At 40.7% G+C, this 18,697-nt stretch carries 16 protein-coding genes and 1 pseudogene; 6 read left to right on the forward strand and 11 right to left on the reverse strand.

Annotated features, from left to right (window positions below):
• Positions 1 to 140 precede the first annotated feature (140 nt).
• The 5 genes from ACDZ28_RS09515 to ACDZ28_RS09535 all read left to right on the forward strand — a co-directional run bounded on the left by ACDZ28_RS09515 (position 141) and on the right by ACDZ28_RS09535 (position 4,856).
• Complete coding sequence (locus tag ACDZ28_RS09515) at positions 141 to 1,523, forward strand: ABC transporter substrate-binding protein (protein WP_341110065.1); 1,383 nt, start codon at positions 141 to 143, stop codon at positions 1,521 to 1,523.
• A 161-nt stretch (positions 1,524 to 1,684) separates the two neighbouring features.
• Positions 1,685 to 2,527, forward strand: coding sequence for a carbohydrate ABC transporter permease (locus ACDZ28_RS09520; protein WP_042123416.1), 843 nt, complete (start codon positions 1,685 to 1,687; stop codon positions 2,525 to 2,527).
• On the forward strand, positions 2,527 to 3,360 hold the full coding sequence (locus ACDZ28_RS09525; protein WP_042123418.1) for a carbohydrate ABC transporter permease: 834 nt from the start codon (positions 2,527 to 2,529) through the stop codon (positions 3,358 to 3,360). The genes ACDZ28_RS09520 and ACDZ28_RS09525 overlap by 1 nt, the downstream gene beginning before the upstream one ends.
• A 100-nt stretch (positions 3,361 to 3,460) precedes the next feature.
• A complete protein-coding gene (locus ACDZ28_RS09530) occupies positions 3,461 to 4,492 on the forward strand; it encodes a LacI family DNA-binding transcriptional regulator (protein WP_375104513.1) in 1,032 nt (343 codons plus the stop codon).
• Positions 4,493 to 4,580: 88 nt separating this feature from the next.
• Entirely contained in the window at positions 4,581 to 4,856 is a 276-nt protein-coding gene (locus ACDZ28_RS09535) for an ArsR/SmtB family transcription factor (RefSeq protein WP_375105330.1), read from the forward strand.
• A gap of 29 nt (positions 4,857 to 4,885) precedes the next feature.
• On the opposite strand, the gene ACDZ28_RS09540 is transcribed toward ACDZ28_RS09535, so the two are convergent.
• The 7 genes and pseudogenes from ACDZ28_RS09540 to udk all read right to left on the reverse strand — a co-directional run bounded on the left by ACDZ28_RS09540 (position 4,886) and on the right by udk (position 12,236).
• A complete protein-coding gene (locus ACDZ28_RS09540; protein ID WP_375104514.1) occupies positions 4,886 to 5,998 on the reverse strand; it encodes an endospore germination permease in 1,113 nt (370 codons plus the stop codon).
• Between the two features lie 21 nt (positions 5,999 to 6,019).
• Positions 6,020 to 7,219 carry a Ger(x)C family spore germination protein gene (locus tag ACDZ28_RS09545; RefSeq protein ID WP_375104515.1) on the reverse strand — a complete coding sequence of 400 codons (1,200 nt, stop codon included), beginning with the start codon at positions 7,217 to 7,219 and terminating at the stop codon, positions 6,020 to 6,022.
• Between the two features lie 45 nt (positions 7,220 to 7,264).
• Entirely contained in the window at positions 7,265 to 7,495 is a 231-nt protein-coding gene (locus ACDZ28_RS09550; RefSeq protein ID WP_339288821.1) for a hypothetical protein, read from the reverse strand.
• Positions 7,496 to 7,519: 24 nt separating this feature from the next.
• Entirely contained in the window at positions 7,520 to 8,632 is a 1,113-nt protein-coding gene (locus tag ACDZ28_RS09555; protein ID WP_375104516.1) for an endospore germination permease, read from the reverse strand.
• A 14-nt stretch (positions 8,633 to 8,646) separates the two neighbouring features.
• The gene (locus ACDZ28_RS09560) at positions 8,647 to 9,855 is read right to left on the reverse strand and encodes a Ger(x)C family spore germination protein (protein ID WP_375104517.1); all 1,209 of its coding nucleotides are present in this window, start codon (positions 9,853 to 9,855) and stop codon (positions 8,647 to 8,649) included.
• A gap of 3 nt (positions 9,856 to 9,858) precedes the next feature.
• Positions 9,859 to 11,451 (reverse strand): annotated as a pseudogene (locus ACDZ28_RS09565) (spore germination protein).
• A gap of 149 nt (positions 11,452 to 11,600) precedes the next feature.
• Complete coding sequence (udk, locus tag ACDZ28_RS09570) at positions 11,601 to 12,236, reverse strand: uridine kinase (RefSeq protein ID WP_076116417.1); 636 nt, start codon at positions 12,234 to 12,236, stop codon at positions 11,601 to 11,603.
• A 157-nt stretch (positions 12,237 to 12,393) separates the two neighbouring features.
• Here udk and ACDZ28_RS09575 point away from each other — a divergent pair, with 157 nt between their 5' ends.
• Positions 12,394 to 13,506 carry a threonine aldolase family protein gene (locus tag ACDZ28_RS09575; protein ID WP_375104518.1) on the forward strand — a complete coding sequence of 371 codons (1,113 nt, stop codon included), beginning with the start codon at positions 12,394 to 12,396 and terminating at the stop codon, positions 13,504 to 13,506.
• Here the strand turns inward: ACDZ28_RS09575 and ACDZ28_RS09580 are convergent.
• The 4 genes from ACDZ28_RS09580 to ACDZ28_RS09595 are packed head-to-tail and all read right to left on the reverse strand — an operon-like array spanning position 13,480 to position 18,493.
• Complete coding sequence (locus ACDZ28_RS09580; RefSeq protein ID WP_375104519.1) at positions 13,480 to 14,796, reverse strand: glycosyltransferase family 2 protein; 1,317 nt, start codon at positions 14,794 to 14,796, stop codon at positions 13,480 to 13,482. The genes ACDZ28_RS09575 and ACDZ28_RS09580 overlap by 27 nt on opposite strands.
• A 19-nt stretch (positions 14,797 to 14,815) precedes the next feature.
• Positions 14,816 to 16,363 carry a lipopolysaccharide biosynthesis protein gene (locus ACDZ28_RS09585; protein ID WP_375104520.1) on the reverse strand — a complete coding sequence of 516 codons (1,548 nt, stop codon included), beginning with the start codon at positions 16,361 to 16,363 and terminating at the stop codon, positions 14,816 to 14,818.
• The gene (locus ACDZ28_RS09590; RefSeq protein WP_375104521.1) at positions 16,338 to 17,465 is read right to left on the reverse strand and encodes a polysaccharide pyruvyl transferase family protein; all 1,128 of its coding nucleotides are present in this window, start codon (positions 17,463 to 17,465) and stop codon (positions 16,338 to 16,340) included. Before ACDZ28_RS09590 ends, ACDZ28_RS09585 begins: the two co-directional genes overlap by 26 nt.
• Positions 17,462 to 18,493 carry a glycosyltransferase family 2 protein gene (locus ACDZ28_RS09595; RefSeq protein WP_375104522.1) on the reverse strand — a complete coding sequence of 344 codons (1,032 nt, stop codon included), beginning with the start codon at positions 18,491 to 18,493 and terminating at the stop codon, positions 17,462 to 17,464. Before ACDZ28_RS09595 ends, ACDZ28_RS09590 begins: the two co-directional genes overlap by 4 nt.
• Between the last annotated feature and the right edge of the window lie 204 nt (positions 18,494 to 18,697).

Here is an 18,697-nt window from a genome sequence, read left to right on the forward strand (position 1 = left end):
GAAAACGTTACCGATAAGGATACCGAAAAAAAGCGATCGTTACTTAAGTGAAATGGAAACGCTGACAACACTCTCGGTGGGTAATTTCGGAGACGTCTTTAAGCGAGGTAATTTAATAACAAGTACGAGGGGGAAGAAAAATGAAGAACATTAAAAAATATCTAGGGCTCATGTTGGTTATGTCTATGGTAGTAGTCTTGGCAGCAGGGTGCGGGAATAAAGAAAACAATGCTGCCTCTAACGATGGGAACGCTTCATCTGGTAAAAAAGGATCGGTTTACTTTTTAAACTTCAAGCCTGAAATTGCAGAAATATATGAAAAAATCGCTAAGGATTACGAAGCAGAGACAGGCGTTAAAGTAAAAGTGGTAACGGCTGCTGCAGGTACTTATGAAACCAAATTGAAATCTGAGATTTCTAAGTCAGATGCACCTACAATCTTCCAAATTAACGGACCTGTTGGTTATCAATCTTGGAAAGATTATACCTTGGATTTGAAGGATACTAAGCTGTACAGCTATCTGTCCGATAAAAGCTTGGCTGTAACAGAAGGTGAAGGCGTATATGGTATCCCTTACGTAGTTGAAGGCTACGGTATCATCTACAACGATGCAATCATGAAGAAATACTTTGCCTTGGCTGATAAAGCTGTATCCATCTCTTCCACGACTGAAATCAATAATTTCGAGACCTTGAAAGCAGTAGTAGAAGATATGACTGCTAAAAAAGATCAACTGGGTATTAAGGGTGTATTTGCTTCCACTTCCCTCGCTGCTGGTGAGCAATGGAGATGGCAGACTCACTTGGCTAACTTGCCGCTGTACTATGAATTCAAAGACAACACTGAGTTTGATAACACCGTACTTGCGGGTTTAGCTTCTAAAGAAGTTGAATTCAAATATAACGATAAATTCAAAAACATTTTCGATCTTTACATCAAAAACTCTGTGACTAAAGAAGCGCTTCTAGGTAGTAAATCTGTAGCTGATTCCATGGCTGAGTTCGCACTGGGTAATGCAGCTATGGTTCAAAACGGTAACTGGGCTTGGTCACAAATCAATGATGTAGACGGTAACGTAGTTAAAGCTGAAGAGATCAAATTCTTGCCTATCTACACAGGTATGGAAGGCGAGGAAAAACAAGGTCTGGCTGTAGGTACAGAAAACTATTTGGCAATCAACAGCAAAGCATCTGCTGAGAATCAACAAGCTTCTATCGCATTCTTGGAATGGTTGTTCTCCAGTGAAAAAGGTAAAGCTTATGTAACGAATGACTTAGGTTTCATCGCTCCATTCAACACTTTCGAAGATAGCGAAAAACCAGCAGACCCACTGGCTAAAGAAGTGTCCGCTTGGATGGAAAAAGATCTGACTTCCGTAGCTTGGACATTTGCAGCATTCCCAAGTGAAGAGTTCAAAAATGTCTTTGGTGATGCGCTCTTGCAGTACGCTCAAGGTAACAAAACTTGGGATGAAGTTGTAACGATCTTCAAGGACACTTGGAAGGCTGAAAAAGCAAAATAATAAAGGCATGGAAAGATGATTGAATATCCCTCAGTTGTTATATAGATACAAGCTTAGTGCCACTAGGTTCCTTAGGGACTTCAGTGGCACTAAGCAACAATTCGAGTGAATTTGATTACATCTGTTTAATCATTTTCCATTCTGAGATAGGAGAAGACTCCATGGAAAAATCGATAAAAAAATATTTTGCTCTTTTTGCATTACCGACCATAATAGCCTTTGGAATCGCTTTTGTTGTACCATTTCTGCTAGGTATATATTTATCCTTTACAGAGTTTACTACAGTCAATGATGCTAAATGGATAGGTTTTGGCAATTACGTTAAGGCATTCTCAAATCAAGAATTCCTAAATGCGCTGGGCTTTACGGTTAAGTTTACAGTTCTATCGGTTCTTACGATTAATGTGTTCGCTTTCATTCTGGCGATGTTGTTAACTAGAAAACTAAAAGGCACTAACGTATTTAGAACTATCTTTTTCATGCCTAACTTGATAGGCGGTATCGTATTAGGATACATTTGGCAGTTGATCTTTAATGGAATCCTGTATAAATTTGGTGTTACTTTGACCTCAGATGCTACTTATGGATTTTGGGGATTAATCATCCTTATGAATTGGCAATTGATAGGGTACATGATGATTATCTATGTTGCAGGTATTCAAAATGTGCCTAAGGATATAGTAGAAGCCGCAAGAATTGATGGAGCTTCACGTTCTAAGATATTACGTAATGTGACCATCCCGCTCGTAATGCCGTCTATCACCATTTGTTTGTTTTTAACCTTATCGAATTCATTCAAATTGTTTGACCAAAACTTAGCATTGACCGCTGGTGCTCCGTCTAAGCAGACATCCATGTTGGCACTGGACATCTACAATACATTCTACGCAAAAACAGGGTGGGAAGGTGTGGGTCAAGCGAAGGCCGTCGTATTCTTTGCTTTAGTAGCCTTAATCGCCTTAGTACAACTTGTCATTACTAGAAGAAAGGAGGTTGAGAACTAATGCAACAGACTAGAGCAAAAGACTACTCCATTTTCACTATTTTGTTGGTCTTGGCCATTGCGTTCTTATCTCCGATCTTTATTGTTCTAATGAACTCCTTCAAAGGTAAGTTCTACATTAGTGATACGCCTTTCTTATTCCCTAATGAAACTACATTTGTTGGTTTAAAGAACTATACTAGCGGTGTAGCGAAGATCGATTTCTTTAGTGCTTTCGGAATGTCCTTGTTTATCACCGTGTGTTCGGTTGCTGTAATCGTGTTATTCACTTCCATGACCGCATGGTATATTACTCGGGTGAAATCAAAATTCACGAACTTAATGTACTACGCATTTGTGTTCTCAATGATCGTACCTTTCCAAATGGTTATGTTCACAATGACTAAGACAGCCAATGTGCTGCATCTCGATAATCCGATTGGAATTATCTTGATCTATTTAGGATTTGGCTCAGGGCTATCCGTCTTTATGTTTAGTGGATTTGTGAAGTCCATACCGCTTGAAGTTGAAGAAGCAGTTATGATTGATGGATGTAATCCACCGCAAGCCTTCTTTAGAGTGGTACTGCCCATCCTTAAGCCTATAGCTGTAACCGTAGCGATCCTAAATGTAATGTGGGTATGGAATGACTTCCTGTTGCCGGATCTGCTGATCGGTACTGAATACAAAACAATTCCTATTGCGATACAGTACCTAAAAGGCGGTTACGGATCGATTGATATGGGAGCTATGATGGCGATGCTTGTATTAGCTATTGTACCGATTATCATTTTCTACCTCACCTGCCAAAAATACATTATTGAGGGTGTTGTTGCAGGAGCTGTGAAGGGTTAAATAGAATATGTCTGTAGAAGCAAGTAGGGTGCTTTTCTTGTTGAGTCTTCTCTTCAAGAATCCCCTGCTTTCTTATTTAACGTGCAAAGGAAAGGTAGAAATGGAGAGATTGACTATAATAGATATCGCCAAATTATGTGGGGTTGGCGTGACTACAGTATCCAGAGCGATAAATAATCATCCAGACATTAATGAAGAAACAAAAGCGATGGTTATGAGAGTCATCAAAGAGAACCATTATGTACCGAATAACAGTGCGAGAAATTTAAAACGTTCAGATTCGAAAACGATTGCAGTATTGATTAAAGGGATTTCTAACCCCTTTTTTAGTCCGATGATCAAAGTATTTGAAAAAGAGATTCAGCGAAAAAGATACTCCTTCATTCTGCAACGAGTTGATGAGAATCAAGATGAGATCGAAGTAGCGATTGAACTGGAGAAAGAAAAACGTTTGAAGGGAATTGTGTTCCTGGGGGGATTATTCTCACACTCTCAAGAAAAATTACAACAATTAACGGTTCCATTTGTTCTTAGTACGATCGGAATGACGGAAGAGTTTGATCTAAGTGATTATTCTTCTGTATCTGTAGATGACTTTAATGAAAGCCTTAAGATCGTCGATTATTTATGTAATTTGGGACATCAGAAAATAGCAGTCATTACTGCCCCTGAAGATGATGTGAGTATTGGTAAACTGAGATATGAAGGCTATAAAAAGGCACTTTCAAATCATGGAATAGCTTATAATGAACGGCTAGTACGGCGGATGAAAGAAGATATTGATAGCTACAGTATGGAAAACGGGTATGTGGTTACAAAAGAACTGCTGGAGTCAGGGGAAGAGTTTACTGCTATTTTCACCTTATCAGATAGTATGGCCATTGGCGCTTGTAAAGCAATATTTGAAGCGGGTAAGCGAGTACCGGAAGACTACTCTGTAGCTGGTTATGACGGACTGGATATTTCCTTCTATTATAATCCTTCCATTACTACCATTAAGCAGCCGGTAGTTGAAATTGCGGAAGCAACAATTAAGATACTTTTTGATCTCATTAATAAGAAGGTAAATCACGCGCATCAGATTTTCCCTGCAGAATTAATGGTTAGAGAATCTACGAGGTCTATATTGTAGTGTCAAAAGGTTTATATGTTTAAGTTTATTTACGAATCGGGGTGGGGAGATAGAACCGCAAGAGATTAAACTTAATGATATCAACAGCATCACTCGGTTTCTCACCGCATTCGGTGACCCTACTCGGATTCGGATTGTTACGTTATTAGGCAATAAAGGTCGCCTGAACGTTGGGGAAATTGCAGGAGAATTCGAAATAAGCAGACCAGCGGTCTCGCACCACCTCAAAATCTTACGGGATGCTCGCATTGTTGACTTTAAGAAAAGGGGGCAGGAGGTGTATTACTGGTTGGCTCGTGAGAGGGTTACAATGAATTTTAGGACGCTTGCCGATTTGGCGTCGTCGTTTCATTATGGGGACTAAGCCAGCTTAAGAAATCGGCTTAGTCCTATTTAGTTTCGAGATTTAAGGTCCTTGTTGAGTACATTTCGAAACATCCCCACACCTAATAATACCAAGGGTAGAAATACACCGAAGGTTATAATATAGTACACCCAGTAATTATCAAATAATGTGTTGTAATAAGTGTAATTTGGAGCAATAAGCGGTGCTAGTGCAACAAGGATCATTCCTGTAGGTAGAGTTAGCACTCGAAACTCTTTTAGGTTTAATAATTGAGACATTCCTAGAACAAAAGCGTAGAAGTACAAGGTTACTTCTATAAATAAGGTTAACATCCACAATAGAGCTATCAAGGCTTCAACCCGCTCGAAGAACCCGCCAACGGATATTCGCCTTGCGATGTTATAGCTGGGATATATATCTCTGGTCGTCAGATCCGGTCCTAGCACTAAAATGGAAACAAGGATGGTCAGGAAAATGATAATCCCGCCTAGGAGACAACCCTGTAGTAAAGCTTTTGTTATTTTTTGCTGTTGATTTACATAAGGAAGGAACATTAGAAAGACAACAGGCTCTAAGAAGGTATAAGACGAAATGGAGATGGACCCTCTTAGCACTGGCTTTATTCCGTCCTCTAATATGGGCAGCATTCTGACGATTTCCATTTGAGGAATAATGGCAACCGTCAGGACCAGAAATAGGACTATAACCATGGGAGTAAAGATCTCACCCGTTCGTCCGATGACCTCAATACCGAGTCGTGTTGCCATAATGACGATCAGTATAAATAAGATTAGAATAGCCGGAATAGGAGTTCCAGGTAACATTTCCGAGGTCACGAAATCAGCCACTTCCCGCATACTTCCTACGGCAACGATGAGAAAATACATTAAGGTCAAAAGGGATACAATAGTCCCAAACCATTTTCCAAAAACTTTTTGAATCAGTTGGATAAGCGTTAGTTTGGGGTATAACTTTGCAACTCTGCTATACATATAGATGGCTAATAAACCTACGACCATTCCAATTAAGGAAGAAATCCAGGCATTTTGTTTGGCGTAGTGTGTAGTGGAAGGAGGGATTACTAGAATGGAATCCCCGATGGTAAGGAGCATAACAAGAATAGTTAGCTGACGAGTACTTATTTTTCCTTTTTCGAGCATGGCTTCATTCACTCCAATGTATTACTTCATCTTTTCTAAGAAAGAGTTAGTCACTTTTCCTAACTGGCGAATCTCCATGTTCACCTTTACGGTTACTGGCAAGTTAACAAAGGTTTGATCCCAATTATCACTCAGTTTCTTCCATTCTTGCGGGTTGGAGCGATGGATGGCTTCACCAAATCCAAAAATATCACTTTTATATTCTTGTTGTACCTTCTTAATTGTAGTTTCGAATAATTTTATCACTTTCTGGTTGGCAATTTGATTTAATTCTGTGATGGTTTTTGGGTTCGTCAGTTCTAGATTGCTGCATTGTACCTCGCCTATATCTGCTTCTAAATATTGATTAATACTGATAGCAGGTTTTCCTTCCTGCACGCTGCCTTTAACTTTGGAGTGAGCTTCAAATACCTCAAGAGATATCCTTTTCCCTTCAGGACAGTTGATGTAGAACACCGTGTTATTCACTTTGTTCGTTAAATAGTTATACACCTTTGATTCCTCTTGATTTAGCCAACCGATTAATTTGTCATCTTTGAATACGGCTAACCCTGAGTATTTCAATTGTGTTGGTGAATCTACCGTTTCAACATTCTTTGGGGTCTCCCCCACATCTATATTCCCTTGGATAACAACCCCTGTTAAAACTGGATTTTTACCCTTAGCTACAAGATCTGTAATCAAATCTCCTAGTGTTACAGTAGATGTAGGCGCCCATTGCTTCTCCGATGTTTCCAAACTGGAGAACAAGCGTACAGCGGGGATCTTTTCGAGGCTAGTTAATATTTTCAGAGCATCTTCTGCCTTGGCGTCCTTTGACACCACTATAAAATAATCATTTCGAGTTGCGGTATCCCTTGACATGAAGTCAAGAACGTCACGTATTCCCCCCCTAGCCAGATCCTCGCTGAGGACTAAGATCCGCAGATGAGAGATATAGATTTTACGTGGACTTACGGTTGTGATTTTCCTAAGGGCTTCATATACGGTTTTTCCGGTCGTTTTATAAAGGTTAACGGGTGATTGAGGGCTCCCCCCTTTTGATCCAGCGATCTGGCTGGGTAAAACCACTTGTGCAGAAACTTGAAACTCATCTCCGACCTTATCTATACCGATACCTACGGCAATCGCGAGATCATTCATTTCCTCTCGACTCCAGCAACCCGTTAAGCCTATTTGCATGAGCACAAGAAGGCAAAGCAGAAGTGATCTTCGTTTCATGGTGTATTCCTCCATTGGATCTCTCGGGGCTAGTCCGACTAATTGTTAAGATAACCAGGCATTTACCATGTCGGCTACAGGCTTATAGATGAACACCATCCAAGCCAACGGATTGGAGATCGAGATATTCATTACGTAAATAAGACTAAAGCAAGTTCCCAGCAATAGAAGAAATGAAAATACCCACAGCTCCCGGATTAGCTTTTTCCTCCACATAAGAGGTACTTCAATAGCAATAATAACGGCTACAATGATGAGAATCCCTACTATACCCAATATTAACAACCTCCCAACCAATCTTTAGTTCCGAGATGCCAAGTCTTTGCTAAGTGCTTTTTGAAACATGCCCACACTTAATAACACCAAGGGTAGAAATATCCCGAAGGTAATGACATAGTACACCCAATAATTATCAAAAACTGCGTTGTAATAAGTGAAGTTCGGGGCAATGATGGGAGCAAGTGCAACTAAGATCATCCCTGTGGGTAAGGATAATACCCGATAATCTTTTAATTTCAATAATTGGGACAACCCCAGAACGAAAGCATATAAGTACAAGGTTACTTTTATGAACAAAGTTAACATCCACTCTAAAGCGATCATGGCTTCAACCCGTTCGAAGAATCCGCCAACAGATATGCGCCTTGCGATGTTATAACTGGGATATATATCTCTGTTTGTCAGATCCGGACCTAATACCAGTATAGAAACGAGAAGCGTAATGAAAATTACAATACCGCCTAGAATCGAACCCTTTAAGAAGCTCTTTGTTATTTTTTCTTGTTGATTTACATAAGGAAGGATCATCAGAAAGACAACTGTTTCTAAAAAGGTGTAAGTAGTGATGGAGATAGCCCCTCTTAGAACAGGCTTTATCCCTTCCTCCAAGATGGGTAGCATTCTGACTATTTCCATCTGAGGAATAATAGCAAAGGTCTGAATTAGAAATAAGAAAATGAACATGGGAATGAAGATCTCGCTGGCTCTTCCAATGACCTCGATACCCAGACGGGATGCCATAATTGCGATCAGTATAAATAACATTAAAATGGCTGGAATAGGGGTTCCAGGTAACATTTCTGAGGTCACAAAATCAGCGATTTCTCGCATGCTTCCAACGGAAACCATGAGAAAAAACATGATAGCCAGAAGCGATACAATCGTTCCTATCCATTTTCCAAAAGTCTTTTGAATGGCCTCTATAAGCGTTAAATTGGGATAGGCCTTTGCGAACTTGCTATACGTATAGACGGCTAATAGACCTGCGATCATCCCGACTAAAGTGGAAATCCAGGCGTTTTGTCTAGCGTAATGAGTAGCGGAAGAGGGGATTATAAGAATAGAATCCCCAATAGTAAGGAGCATAACCAATATGGTTAGCTGACGGGCACTTATTTTTCCCTTTTCTAACATGGCTTCGTTCACTCCTATTTATTTGTCTTCATCTCTTGCAAAGAAGAATTAGTTACTTTTCCTAACAGACGAATCTTACAATCCATCTCGATGTTTACCGGCATATCAACAAAGGTTTGATCCCAATTATTCCTCAGCTTCTTCCAAGCCTGCGGGTTAGAGCGATGAATGACTTCACCAAATCCAAAAATATCGCTTTTGTATTCTTTTTGCACTTTCTTAATCGTATTTTCGAATTGCTCTGACACTTCCTTGTTGATGCTTTGTTCTAATTCGGTAATGGTCTTTGGGTTTGTCAAGTCTAGATCTTTACATTGTACCTCTGTTAAATCTGCTTCCATATGTTGCTGAATACTGATTTCTGGCTTGCCATTCCGCATGCCGCCCTTTATCTTGGCGTGGGCATCAAATACCTTATAAGACGCCATTTTTCCATTGGGACATTTTCTGACGGCGAGCGATTCCTTCACCTGATTGGTTAAGTAGTTATACACCTTTGATTCCTCTTGGTTTAGCCAACCAATCAATTTGTCATCCTTGAATACCGCTAGCCCTGAGTAATTTAATTGTGTTGGAGAATCTATGGATTCTACATTTTTTAGGGATTCTCCTACGGCTACACTTCCTTCGATGACAAGGCCCGTTAATACAGGATTCTTCCCCCTAGTTACCAGTTCTGTAATGAGTGTTCCTAAGGTCACCGTTGATGTAGGTGCCCAAGTTTTCTTTGAGGTCTCTAGGCTGGAAAACAAGCGTACAGCGGGAATCTTTTCGAGATTGGTTAACACTTTCAGAGCATCCTCTGCCTTGGCATTCTTTGCTACCACAATAAAATAATCATTTCGAGTTTCAGTATCTCTTGACAGGGAATCTAGGACATCACTGATTCCCTCTTTAGCTAAATCTTCGCCAAGGACTAATATTCGAAGATGAGAGATATAAATTTGACGTGGGCTTTTCGTTGTGATTTTCCTAAGTGCTTCAGTTATAGTTCTACCGGTTGCTTTATAAAGGTTAACGGGTGCTTGGGCAATGCCTCCTTTTGAACCGGCGATTTGACTGGGTAACACAACTTGTGCAGAAACTTGATATTGATCTCCTTGTTTATCGAAACCAAGGCCTACAGCAATTGCAATTTTGTTTAACTCCTGTCTGCTCCAGCAACTTGTTAGGAATATTTGCATGAGAATAAGAACGCAAATCAAAAGCGATTTTCGTTTCATGATTTATTCCTCCGTCAAATCTCCCGGTTTTTGCGGGGGTGTACTTTTTTCCCGAACGATATTTTTTTGATTGATTAGCCTAGGGCGGTTAAACATAGCCCACAAGGGCATTCGGAAGAAGACATCCTTTTGATCGGAAAGATTATAGGGTGCTAACGGGCTCATGTAGGGAATTCCAAAGGAGCGTAAGCTGCACATATGCAGAACTATCGCAATAACCCCGATAATGATCCCGAACAACCCAAAGGATGCAGCAAGGAACATCATCGGAAAACGAAGCATTCTAACGGTTAGGGCAAGATCAAAAGCCGGCAGAACAAAGCTGGAGATCGCTGTAACAGCAACGACAATGAGCATGGCGGCAGAAACAATGCCAGCATCGACTGCCGCTGTTCCAATGACCAGGGTTCCTACAATGGAAACAGATTGGGCTATGGTTTGAGGCATGCGTACACTGGCTTCCCTCAGAATCTCAAAGGCAAGCTCCATTAAGAGTGCTTCAATAAATGCGGGAAGTGGCACGCCTTCCCGTTGTGCAGCCAAACTGATCAGCAGGGTTGTGGGTAGCATTTCCTGATGGAAGGTAGTAATAGCTACATACAAAGATGGGGCTAGTAGTGAAACAAATATACTGAAATAGCGAAGCAGCCGAACTAGGGTACTTACATCGGCGCGTTGATAATAATCCTCCGCCGTCTGCATGAAGGATACGAATAAGGTAGGAACCGTCATTACTATAGGCGTTCCATCTACTAATATGGCTACTTTGCCCTCCATAAGCGCAGCTGCAATAACATCAGGACGTTCTGTATGATGGATCGTTGGAAACGGAGAGTAGGTTTCATCCTCGATTAATTCTTCGATATAACCACTTTCCAGAATGGCATCCACATCGATTCGATCTAAACGTGAATGTACTTCTTTCACAATTCCTTCACTAACAATGCCATTGATATACATAATGGCTACATCAGTCTGGGTTACACGTCCAATTTGCTATGTTTCTAACCAGAGATTGGGGTCCTTTATTTTTCGCCGAATTAATGCAGTATTCGTTCGTAAGCTTTCTGTGAAGGCTTCTTTAGGTCCGCGAATCACCGTTTCAGTGGAGCTTTCCGTTACACCGCGGTCTTTCCAACCTCGCATTCCAATCGTGAATCCTTTGGTGTCTCCATCGATTAAAAGAATTACATCTCCGGATAGTAGAGAGGTAAATAAAGACGTAAATTCGGTCACATCCTTGATATCACCTACAGTGAGCATGTGTTTTTTAAAAAAGGAATAGTTGTCACCGTCAGCTTCCAAGGTTGAATCAGGAATTTCTAAGATAAGAGACTCTAGAATGAAGTCCTGAATAGCTTTACTGTCTGCTAGTCCATCTGTATAGAAAATAGCGGCTTTAATCTGATGTTCTAAACCAATAACGAAATCTCTGATCACAAGGTCAGTGCTATGGCCAAGAGTTGTTTTTATATATTGAATATTATCTTGTAGGCTTTTCTTGATAGGTTCCTTAGGTAATTCTTTAATAGGGTCGGGGTGCCCTAATGAAGGCTTTTTAAAAGCCTTTGTTATCGTTCTGTTCAGAAATCCCATAGTTGTTATCCCTCTTCCGCAAGCTGCTGTAATATAGCTATTACCATAATGCGGTGGGATTATTCTTTGAATAATCTACTGCGGCTTGGGGGATGAACACACAAAAAAGCCGTCGAGATTCTCTCGACAGCTAAGGCAGAACTTGATATTTAAGAACTAGAGGATGTCCAATCATTCGTCAGGTGTTTCTCAGTTAGTATGGAGAGCAACTGGATACCGACTTCATTATGGCCGCCTTCTGGGATGATCAAATCGGCGTATTTTTTGGATGGCTCAATAAAAGCTTCATGCATCGGCTTAACCGTGCTTAAATATTGGTGATGGATCGACTGGATGCTCCGACCGCGTTCCTCGATATCCCGGAGTACCCGGCGGAGGATGCGCACATCAGGGTCAGCATCAACAAATACTTTGATATCAAGCATATCGCGGAGATTCTCGTCGGACAGAACATGGAGTCCTTCGATGATTACAATATTGTTTGGTTTCAGTTCTACGGTCTCCGTAGTGGAGCGAGCATGAACTGTGAAGTCATACACTGGTGCATATGCGGTTTGATCTTCTCGCAGACATTTAAGATGCTCGATAAGCAGCTCGTTGTCGAAAGCGAAAGGATGATCATAGTTAATGGATTCACGTTCAGCAAAGCTGAGGTGCGAATGATCCTTATAGTAGTTATCTTGAGATATGAAAGTTACCTTTCCCGTTCCAAGACGGTCAATGACGGAGCGGGCTACGGTTGTCTTTCCCGAGCCGGTGCCGCCGGCGATACCAATGATGAGCATGTGATTCAATAACCCTCCCTAAGATTGCCGTTGCAATTCCAATATTGTAGCACAGCGCTCATGTTTTTTCACCTTAGATCGGGTAAAATTAAGATGGGATTTTTTGAAATTCGTCTATATTAGGGACAAGGTAAATACGGAAGGGGCAATTCTACCAATGAACGGAAAAAAATCAGTGCAAGAAGCCTTTAATGAAACGACTTATCGAATCGTAGGACATGGGGATCGGGATGTTCAAGTCTTGAAGGAAGCCTTTGAAGCTGTAGAAGATAATACGCCATCTGATATTTATGGATCGGGCAAGGTGATTGAGAATTTCCAGTCGGAAATGGCGAAGCTTTTGGGAAAAGAAACAGCAGTCTTCTTTCCGAGTGGAACGATGGCACAGCAAATCGCCTTAAGAATATGGTGTGATGAAAAAGGACTCAAGAGCGTCGCCTATCATCCTTTATGTCATTTGGAGATCCATGAGCAGGATGGGTTGAAGGAATTGCATCATATTAAGCCTGTCCTACTTGCGGATAAGGATCGACTAATTACCTTGGATGATGTATTACAAATGAAGGAGGATATTGCTTGTCTGCTGCTTGAATTACCGCAGCGTGAGATTGGCGGGCAGTTACCAGAGTATCAGGAGCTTGAAGCGATTTCTGCTCATTGCCGTGCTCGGGGAATTAAGCTGCATTTGGATGGCGCAAGATTGCTCGAGACACTTCCCTATTATGGCAAGACAGCTGCTGAGATCTGTGCCCTCTTTGATAGTGTCTATATCTCACTGTATAAAGGAATCGGAGGAATTGCAGGCGCGATTCTTGCAGGCAGTGAGGCGTTTACGAAGCAATCGAAGATATGGAAAAGGCGGCATGGTGGCGACCTAATCAGTCTGTATCCATACATTATTTCCTCTGACTATTACTACAAGCAAAGAGTAAATAAGATGCAGCAGTATTATGAAGACGCTAAGGAGCTTGCTGCTTTAGTTAATAAATGCCATGCGGTGACTACGTTACCTACTGAGCCTGTCTCCAATATGTTTCATATGCATTTTAAAATGTCTAGGGAGCGCATGGAACCAATCCTGTCTTCTGTATATGAGGCAACAGGAATCGGTTTAAGCGCAGCGATAAGACCAACGGGAGAACATAGTTCTTATTGTGAGATCAGTATTGGAGACAAGTACGCCGACATCCCTAAAGAAGAAGTAAACGGATTCTTACTGCTGCTCGATAAGCTAATGCATGAATCATCTTCTGAGCAGCGTTCGAAGTAACGAAATCCGTAATAATTGTTTTTTAATAAGCTTTGTACGAAATTCATTTCTTAATTGATTGTAGATTGGCGGGCAATGGTTAAGGGCCCAATGATACATGAATTTAAAGTCTGTAGCGTCTTTCGCAGAATTTAATAAATAGTATGAGATCGTATCATACGCATTATGGCTAAACCATTCTGTCATTTCCTGCTCGCTATAGCCATATTTCTGAATGGCCATATTCTTAATCAAGAGTTTCTCCTCCAGATTCTCAATTAAGAATCCCTGACTCAGATGAAAGGTAATGTTGTCACCATGTAATCTATACACGCCGGCAAGGGTATCTATGAAGCCGGCATCACCGACCAACAGAGAGCGCAGATAAATAGAAGCATCGTTGACCATATTCATACTCAGGATATCCATAGCCATTAAGGCCTTGCGCTTAAAGACAGTTGTTAGTGTGGAGGAGGGCTTCGGATATCCTTTTTTCTCGAAATTCATGAAATAATCTTGCTTCTTAATAATTTTACTTAGCTGTAGGCTGCTGATCTTCAGTTGTTTTGCCTTTGAATATTCAAGAAACACATTAGCAGCCACAAATGAGATTTCGGGATGAAGATTGTGAAAGTCCACAGCCTTACTTAAATAGTTCATGTCAATCAGATAGTCGTCATCATCTAGGAAAAGAACATACTCGCCATCACCATGAGCGGCAAAGGCTGAACGGCGATTATTACCGGGTCCGCTATTCTTTTCGTTTCGCATGTAGATTACCTGCGGCTCATCTCCGAAGCTTTGCTGCATTAACTCTTCCGTCCCATCTGTAGAACAATCGTCGATCACTGTGATCTCTTTATGAGGATAGTCTTGCTTTAAGATGCTTTGGATCGCTTGGTATAGAAATGCCTTTCTATTGTAAGTAGTGATAATGACACTGACCTTGGGATAATCGGCAAAGGAAACGAGTACTGGGTCTGAACTAGCCGTATCTGAGGACTGATATTTGAATGCAACTAACCCATGGATTAACCCGTCGATCTCTTCGTGCACGATACTAAATTGCTCTGCTAAATAGAACCTTAATGCATCCTCCGAAGCTCTCCCTGTGAGATAAGCCTGGATCACCTCTGATAAAGTTTCTAAAAAGGCTTTGACTTGGGGATTTTGTTCTTTATCTATGATCAGACGACATCTTTGGAAGATTTCTTTATCATCCATATGAAGGGGGAATGAGTGGTTGATTTCATCATTTAGGTCATTCAGAAAGACGTAACAGGCTTGCTGTAAAACCTCGCTATGATCCATTTCGAGTCCTCCTGTTGTGTTATTTGGATAAACCACTTACCTCAGGCTGAGTATTAATTTTATTTTTGAGTTTATATCGATACTTTTTGAGATGTTCCCATGTATAGAGAAATACTTCCCGTTCCATTAAAGAGCCGATTACGAAATATACAGGCAAAATCACAAGTCCTAGCAGTACACCCCACAACATAAGTCCCGCATAGGAATGGATGGGGATATTGATAGCGCGAGAGATCAGAATAATGCCCACAAAAACCACTGCATTCGTTAGCCATCTTTTAAAGGTGACCCAAGGACTCCGATTCAGCAGATGTCTGCTAGCGTAGATCACGATATCTATGGAGCGGTATAAGAGGGCGGCTATAGTTCCCATCAGTACACCGTAAATTCCCATGAAGATTACAAATACAATGGAAGCTACCAGATTTATAGCTGATTCCAGAATGGAACGGTTCTGTGTGTTCTTGAAATGCCCGGCGATGGTAATCACATTATTGGAAGAAGCTCTGGCATTGGTTAATAATTTGATGACTACGAACAGGATCGGTAGCCACATATCGATGTAATTCACGTCATTTACTCCAGCGGTATACAACTTCATAAAAGGAAGAATTAGAATGTAAGCCACAGTCAGAATTGAGAAGATGAGCCCCATAAAGTAGACTTCGTAAGCATCATAAAATTTAATAAAGGCTTCTTTACTCTCATGAAAGCTCTGACCAAGAGCTGCCTTTACACTTCCGTTTATAGTTTGAACAATGTTATCTACAATCGTAAAAATCATGTTGTACATGACATAGATGCTAACGATTTTTAAGTTCGTAAATATAGTCAGGATCAGCACGTCGGTATTTCTAAACACCAAGTAGGAGATCTCATGGACTAACACGGAGTTTTTTTGACCAATGGCTGCATAGTCTGGTTTAAGATTTAGGTCGATCCATTTGTAATGCTTATTGATATAGATATAGAAGACAACGATTTGAAGTATGGTCAATATGAAATAGGATGCTTGCACTGCGATGATGTTAACACCTTGAAGTAATAACAGAATCCGAATCACATTGTTCAGAATATTAGCCACAGTGACAATAGAAGTTTCTACATAGCTTTTTCCCTCTGCAGCGAGCAGAACTTTGAATTTACCTTGAAAATAATAATTAATCGCTCCGCCCATTCCTGTGAGCAAAATAATGAGCATAATCGATAATTTATCGATGTCAGAGGTGATCACTAAAGGATATACAACGGCGATTAGGAGGACGGCGAAGAAATAATAAATCCCTGTTTTTTTATAATAGCTGGAGGTAGCGGCCAGAATAGAGTTGATATGGGTCTTATCATCCGAAGCTACCGGCTTATATAGGGCTTGGATCGAAGCGGCGCCTACACCGGCTTCAAGCAGGGCCAAATAACTAATGATCTGTACAATCGAAGCGATTAAACCATTGGCTTCAGAGCCATAGTTAACCATAATCAGTCTGGGTATAAAAAAACCAAGGATGATCGTGATGAGCTGACTTCCGAGTCCAAAGGATAAGTTAAGAATGCTCCGCTTGGCTCTCATAACGTATCCTCCTTTCGTAAAGCGATAAATACGTATCCAGATGTTCGAAATGCCTTTCGGCATGTTTGGCTTGCGGCGTAACATCCATGTAGTGGGTAGTCATACTATCAAAAACCTGTGCAGGCTGGAGTTGCTCTAGTGTAGTGAAATCGGTATATAACCCTTTGTACTGGGCATCTTCCATTACATTGATCATTTTTTGGCTGTAAGCCACGGGAAACACTGGTTTACCCAACACCCAGCCCAGGATCATCGCATGGAATCTTGATGCTACTATGAAGCTGGAGTTGGCTAGAACGGCCAAGATCTCTTCCATATTCGTTTTATATAAATGCACTTGGATGGCATCCTCATAGGAGGAGCCCATAAGATTCCGGATTTCCTCAATCGCTAGCTGATCGCCTTCATGTTCGCAAAATGACATAAAATGAACAGCGTAGCCTTTTTCAATGAAATAAATTGCGAGTTCTTTCATTTTTTCATAATAGAGGTTGTCAAAACCGTTCAGACCTTTAGAAGAAGGCTTAATAACGGATAAGACGATGTAATCCTCGGGTTCAGGTTGAAGATCTGGCGGGTTAAGCTGAAAAATAATATCTGGCGCTAAACGGACATGATCCAGATCCTCAAATAAATCATAAGAGTACTTTTCTCTAAAACAGATATCGGTATAGTCCTTAAAAATCCGCCTGTGTTCCTCATAATATTCTTTATCTGTATAAGGGCCGAAATTCGATCCTAATAAATAGTAGGGTTTATTCTTATTCCGTATGGCTTCAGCGTTCTTGAAATGCTCTTCCCAATGCTCTGCCTGCATAAAGATCGAGCCGCCGATATGAACAACGCCATCGGAGCGATCGGCCATATATTTTTGCGCCAGATTATGTATCTTTAACTTTCTGCAAATAAAGGCAACGCCTCGTAAGAAAAGGGAATCGGAAGGATACACTTTCAGATTCTTGATCTCTTTGAAACACTGCTTGTATAAGCTTGGAGCACAGATTCTGAATTGGGTATCGGGATATCGCTCACATAGCACCTTAATGAACAAATCATCGCCCAAATTAAATTCGGTATAGGCATAGATCAGCATCTTTTTCATGTTCTAGATTCCTTTCGCTTGAACCTGGATAAGCTTCTCTCCACAGAAATGAATCTGTGATATAGAAGCGGGGAGATTAAGAATGCTCGGATATAAAGGGCTAATCTTCGATCATTACCTCTATAACGTCTTATGAGTTCATACATCTCTTGATTTAGTTCAGGATAGGTATGATCAATGTCGCGAAGTAATTCCTGAATGCTTATGCCTTCTGTCCCATTAAGACAGGTTTTGAGGTTGAAAAAGTAATTCTCGATCAACTCGCGATTTCTTATATAAGGAGATATCATATCCAGCTTCTCAAAGGGATGGGCCTCGAAATAGGCATCGACCCGTTTGAATACACCGACGACATCAAATTTTTTCACATTATAGCTATTGGAAATTGAAGTGTTTCTTTGTAAATAAAACGATAATATATCCGGTAACGTAATGACTCTAGCCGCTCTGGATAAGGCTTTGTAGATAAATTCCTGATCTTCTCCATTTACACAGCGTTCTGTATATTTGAGTCCATGAAGGAGTAATAGATCCCGTTTATACGCAATGCTCCCTGTCCATATCCGCAAGCTTTTGTCCACAAAAATATGAGTCAGCCCTTCACTGCCTGTGATGTCACTATAATCGGAAGAGTAACTCAAAGTAGTGACTCCATCCTCTGAAACATGGCTATATCCCCAGCAAATAATCTCGGGGGCTGATACTTGAGTATGGGTATGAATAGTTCGGACTAAGTCAGTAGAGATATAATCATCTCCATCCAGAAACAACACATATTTCCCTGTGGCTTCTGCTAAGCCTCTATTTCTAGCCGCGCTAACCCCCTGATTTTCTGTTCGAATGACTTTGCAAGAAAAATCGGGGTAAAGGGAGAGGATATTATCTATCACGTTGTAGGTGTTATCCGTTGATCCGTCATCTACGATAATGACTTCGAAATGTTGTTCACTTTGGGTAAGGAGCGAATTAAACATAGGGGTTATATAATGCTCAATATTGTATACAGGGACCACAATGCTTAAATTCATGTGCTGGCTCCTTTCCTTAGTAGAACTGGATAAATAGCTATCTTAAGCTTACCCTTCGTATCAAAAGATTGTATATACTACTTTAGTTTACTTATTGCTACCTCTATTTCGTTGTAACATCACGTGAATAATAATTATTACAGTATGTAAAATGACAATCATATCGATTGGTATAACATATATAGAAAGCCATAAAATCATGAA

Source organism: Paenibacillus sp. RS8, from assembly GCF_041956825.1.
GTDB lineage: Bacteria > Bacillota > Bacilli > Paenibacillales > Paenibacillaceae > Paenibacillus_AQ.